Origin of the sequence: Methylobacterium sp. WL103 (genome assembly GCF_008039885.1) — a bacterium.
GTDB lineage: Bacteria > Pseudomonadota > Alphaproteobacteria > Rhizobiales > Beijerinckiaceae > Methylobacterium > Methylobacterium cerastii.
Genome location: NZ_VRUX01000307.1, coordinates 1 through 5031, shown reverse-complemented (window position 1 = coordinate 5031; position 5031 = coordinate 1). Strand labels below are relative to the sequence as shown.

Below are 5031 nucleotides of genomic sequence, written 5' to 3'. Positions count from 1 at the left end.
GGCGGCTTCGAGGTCGTTGAGCGCGAGGCGCGGCTCTCGACCTGCGCCCGCAACGCCGGCCTCGCGCTCAACGACCTCGAAGCCGCCCTGTCGCGCGCCCTGCAGCAGCCCCGCGCCGGGCACCATCCCGAGGTCGAGGCCGCGATGGTCGCCGACGCCACGCTCCGGCGGATCAGCGCCCGCCTCACCGTGCTGCGCCACGCCGGCGCGCCGACCCAGGCCGAGGACGGCACCTGGAAGGCCTGGATCGCGGCGAACCTCCAGGCGCTCGCCGAGAACCGCTACCCCCTCCCCGACCGCCCCGGCGGCGCGCGAAGCCCGCAGCTGCAACGCCTCGTCGCCCAAGTCGACCTGCTCACCGGCACCCTGCGGCCGGGGCAGGTGCGGGAGGCGGTGTCCGCCGTCGCGTGACCGCGCCCCGTCTTCTCAGTTCAGGGCCTGCGGGTCGGCCTCCTGCAGGAAGGCGGCGACCTCGCGGAAGAACTGCATGCGGTTCTTCTCCATGATCACCGTATGCGTGCCCTCGCCGAGTTCGACGAAGCGCTTGTAGGGGACGTTGGTCAGCTTGGTGAAGTATTCCTGCGCCTGGTAGCTCGGCAGGTCGGCGTCCCATTCCGCGTGGATGATCAGGGTCGGGACGCGGATCTCGCCCGGATCGTAGAGCGGCTTGCCGGCCTGCCAGTAGGCCTGCGAGTCCGCGACGACGCCGTTCGGCGCGCGCAGCACCGGGGGCGAGAGCGCGGCGCCGACGGCGTCGGTGGCCCATGTCGCGTCCGCCCACTGCTCGAACCAGCCCGCCGGGATCAGGTCGCCGCGCTTGTCCTCCGGGACGCCCTTGAGCCAGCGGTCCCTGGCGCTGTCGCGGGTGACGGTACGATAGGCGCCGAGTGGCCCGGACGTGCCAAGGTTCGGGGGCGCCTTGGCGATCCATTGCGGCGCGTAGAGGACAAGGCGGTTGACCTTGTCGTTGTGGGTCGTGGTGTAGAGACCCATGGTCGAGGTGCCCCACGACCATCCCATCAAGTCGAGCTTGTCCACGCCGCGGCGCTTCAGGATGAAGTCGACCGCGACACCGACGGCCTTCGCAGCGTCGGCGGTGCGCATGAACGGCGGGTTGTCCGCGGCTGCCTGGTCCATCTGCTTCGGCCGGCTCGAGAAGCCGTAGCCGGGCAAATCAACGAGGTAGACGTCGAACCCGAGTCCCGCGAGGTAATCCATCATCGATAGCCCAGCGAGCGGAAGATCGAAGGCGGTGGAGGCTGGATAGGTCGCCCCGTGGACGTAGAGCAGGATCCGGTCGGCGGCGAAGCGCGATTGCCCGGCCGGACGCTTGTTGCGGACGTAGAGTTCGATCCCGTCCTCACCGGTCGGGACCCGGAACTCCTCGCGTTCGATCGATGGTGCCGCGGGCTCGCGGGCCTGCGTCGGCGCTGCAGCCAATCCGAGGCCTAGCACCGCGAGGCCGCGGAAGACCTCACGGCGGGGCACCGCGCTCGTGTCGGCGGCCGGCGTCTGACGGCCTTCGGCCAAGAATGTCCGTTTCGATGGCTTGGGCATCGTTTTCTCCCATCCGTATCTGGCGTCGGATGACGGAGATGAATCACCCCGACGGCATGCAGGCAACGGACGTAGGAGCGGAGCGCGAACGAACCGCGACGATCGTCGCTGGACCGCTTTCCCGCCGGACGCTGACTCACCGAAAAAACCCTGCGCACCGTCCGCGCGTCGCCCCGTTTCCCTTATATCGCCCCGGGGGCATCGAGAGCGGATACGGGCTTTGGAAGACGCGTTGATCCGGTGGCTGCAAGCCACCGCCCACCTGCGAGCCGACGTGGCGGCCGTCGTCGGGACCGCGCTGGCGCTCGGCGTCACCGTGCATGCGCTCCTGCGCAAGCGCCGGGTCAGCGTCGCGGTCGGCTGGATCGGGCTGGCGTGGCTCTCGCCGGTGTTCGGGACGGCCCTGTACCTCCTGTTCGGGATCAACCGGGTCGAGCGCCGCGCACGCAAGTTCCAGTCGAAGCCCTCCGCGGCGCCGGGCGCGCCGAACACCGAGGACGCCATCGTCCCCGAGGTGATGTGGCCGCTGGACAAGGCGGTGCGCCGGATCACCGGCCTGCCGGCTTTGGCCGGCAACACACTGCGCCTGTTTCGCAACGGCGACGCCGCCTACCCGGTGATGCTCGGCGCGATCGACCGGGCGCGGTCGAGCATCGCCCTGTCGAGCTACATCTTCCGCGACGACCCCACCGGGCGGACCTTCTGCGCGGCGCTGAAGGCGGCGCAGGACCGCGGCGTGGCCGTGCGGGTGATCATCGACGGCATCGGCGGCGGCTATTTCCGCGCGGCGGCCTTTCGACGGTTGCGGGCTTCGGGGGTGCCGGCCGCCCTGTTCATGCATTCCGGCTTGCCCTGGCGCATGCCGTTCCTGAACCTGCGCACCCACAAGAAGCTGCTGATCCTCGACGGGCGCGAGGCCTTCACCGGCGGCCTCAACATCTCGCAGCCGAACCGCCTGCGGACCCGCCCCGACCACCCGATCCGCGACACGCACTTCCACGTCGCCGGCCCGGTGGTCGAGCAGCTGATGCTCGCCTTCAGCGCCGACTGGGCCTTCGCGGACGGCGGCGTGCTCGAAGGGCCTGACTGGTTCCCGGACCTGCAACCCGTGGGCGACTCCATCGCCCGGGTCGTCCTCTCCGGGCCCGACGCGGACGTCGAGAAGATCGAGTTCGTGATCCTCCAGGCGCTGGCCTGCGCCCGCAGCTCGGTCCGCTTCGTCACCCCCTACTTCCTGCCGGACGAGGTGGTGATGAACGCCCTCATCCTCGCGAGCCAGCGCGGGATCACGGTGGACATCGTCATCCCGCGGGTCAGCGACCACCATTTCATCGATTGGGCGACGCGGGCGCACGTCGCGCCGCTGATCCGCAACGGCGTGCGGATCTGGCTCGACGAGCCGCCCTTCGACCATTCCAAGGCGATGGTGGTGGACGGGGCCTGGTGCTTCGTCGGCAGCGCGAATTGGGACATGCGCAGCTTCCGCCTGAACTTCGAGCTCAACGTCGAGATCCACGACGCGGCGCTCGCCGCTCAGCTCGAGACGTTCATCCGCGCCAAGATGGAGACGCCGCTCACGATGGAGGCGATCGACGCGCGGGCCTTGCCGGTCCGTTTGCGCGACGCAGGCGTGCGACTGCTGCTGCCATACCTCTGAAGCGAAGGCGCGGGGCCTCGCCGGGCGGGGCCGGGCTGAGGTGGACGACGATGGGCCGGTGGTCGGAAGGCCCGCGCGGCAGCACCGCGTGCTCGCGGCAGACGAGGCCGCGCACCAGGCATCGGTCGAGGCGCAGCGGCACCATCTCGACCATGGCATGGGTCGGCCGGCGCGGCCCCACGTCGCGGAAGCCCGGCAGCAGCGCCGGCCCGACGATGTTGTAGTCGCCCAGGATCGCCGAGCGCTCGGGCAGCATGCCGACGATGCGGCGGAGCTGGCGCCGGTTCAGCATCTGGCCGTGCGAGAGGTGGACGTTGGCCACGCCGAAGTCGCCGAAATCGAGCACCTGGCAGACCCGGTGGACCACCGCGCCGGACGGCAGCGTGACCACGGCCGGGTTCGTCGCCCACGGCGTCGGGCACCACATCGCCAGCCCGTGGATGCGGCCGGGCAGCGGCACCCAGGCGTAGGACCCGCCGACCCGTTCGGTGATCCCGGCGATCTCGCGGGTGGCTTCCTGCATCAGCAGCAGGTCCGGCCGCTCCTGCTCGATCAGCGCGACCACGTCCTCGACCGCCGCGCCGGTGCGGCGCAGCAGGTTCCAGCTGACGACCTTGCGCGACGCCGCCGCGGCATCCGCCTGTCGGAGCGGCGCCGGCGCGACGGAATCGAGGCCGAGGGGGGCCGAAGAGACCTGGGATGAGACCTGGGATGAGGCTTGGGATGAGGCTTGGGATGAGACCTGGGATGTCGCCATGCGGGCCGTTCGTGCTCCTGACCGCGCTCTTCCGACAGCCTGGGGCAGGCGCGAGACCGGGATGGGACCGGGCGGGTTTCGCCCGCCTCCCAACGCGCGACCCACGATCCCGTTGCCCTGTTGACGCAACGCTCCTCCACCCTTGAGCCGTGCGCCGCAAGCGCCCAGAACCCATCTCGACCGGACCGAGGCCGCAAGTGGGCGCTCCAGACGGCGCTCCAGATCTTTGGAATCCATGACGCGTTTCACGTTCATCCACGCCGCCGACCTGCATCTCGGCAGCCCGCTCGCCGGGCTCGGCGCGCGGAATGCCGAGATCGCCCAGCGCTTCGCCTCGGCCGGGCGCCGGGCGTTCGAGGACCTCGTCAGCCACGCAATCGAGGCCCGCGTCGCGTTCCTGATCGTGGCCGGCGACGTCTACGACGGCGATTGGGCCGACCACTCGATCGGCCTGTTCTTCGCCCGCCAGGTCGCGCGGCTCGACCGCGCCGGCATCCCGGTGGTGCTGGTGCGCGGCAACCACGACGCCGAGAGCGTGATCACCAAGGCGATCACCCTGCCGGAGGCGGTCCGCACCTTCTCGACCAAGAAGCCGGAGACCATACGGCTCGACGCGCTGAAGGTCGCCCTGCACGGCCAGAGCTTTCCGAACCGGGCGGTCGACGAGAACCTGTCGCTGTCCTACCCGGCCGCCGTGCCGGGCTGGTTCAACGTCGGGGTGCTGCACACCTCCTGCACCGGCCACGCCCAGCACGCGACCTACGCGCCGTGCTCGGTCGCGGACCTGCGGGCGCGCGGCTACGATTACTGGGCGCTCGGCCACATCCACGACTACACCGAGCTGTCGCAGGATCCTTGGATCCTGTTCCCCGGCAACCTCCAGGGCCGCAGCATCCGCGAATGCGGGCCCAAGGGCGCCGTCGCCGTCGAGGTCTCCGACGGGCAGGTGGCGGGCGTGCGCCGCCTGATCGTCGACCACGCCCGGTTCCACAACCTCTCCGTCGCCGTCGACGAGGCCGAGACCGAGGCGCAGGCGGTGGCGCTGGTCGAGGCGGCGATG

The 5031-nt window shown here is 70.6% G+C and carries 4 protein-coding genes and 1 pseudogene; 3 read left to right on the top strand and 2 right to left on the bottom strand.

What is annotated here, in order from left to right; all coding sequences use genetic code 11:
- Positions 1-411 (top strand): annotated as a pseudogene (locus FV222_RS17000) (FUSC family protein); the annotation flags it as partial.
- A 15-nt stretch (positions 412-426) separates the two neighbouring features.
- Here the strand turns inward: FV222_RS17000 and FV222_RS16995 are convergent.
- Positions 427-1557, bottom strand: coding sequence for an alpha/beta fold hydrolase (locus FV222_RS16995; RefSeq protein ID WP_147764335.1), 1131 nt, complete (start codon positions 1555-1557; stop codon positions 427-429).
- Between the two features lie 220 nt (positions 1558-1777).
- Here FV222_RS16995 and FV222_RS16990 point away from each other — a divergent pair, with 220 nt between their 5' ends.
- Positions 1778-3214: a phospholipase D-like domain-containing protein gene (locus FV222_RS16990; protein ID WP_147764336.1), complete on the top strand. Its 1437-nt coding sequence runs from the start codon at positions 1778-1780 to the stop codon at positions 3212-3214.
- Here FV222_RS16990 and FV222_RS16985 read toward each other — a convergent pair.
- Positions 3132-3971 (bottom strand): endonuclease/exonuclease/phosphatase family protein, encoded by an 840-nt coding sequence (locus FV222_RS16985; RefSeq protein WP_246685510.1) that lies wholly within the window; start codon positions 3969-3971, stop codon positions 3132-3134. The genes FV222_RS16990 and FV222_RS16985 overlap by 83 nt on opposite strands.
- 235 nt (positions 3972-4206) lie before the next feature.
- On the opposite strand from FV222_RS16985, the gene FV222_RS16980 reads away from it, so the two are divergent.
- On the top strand, positions 4207-5031 hold an 825-nt coding region (locus FV222_RS16980; RefSeq protein ID WP_147815214.1), incomplete at its 3' end, for a DNA repair exonuclease.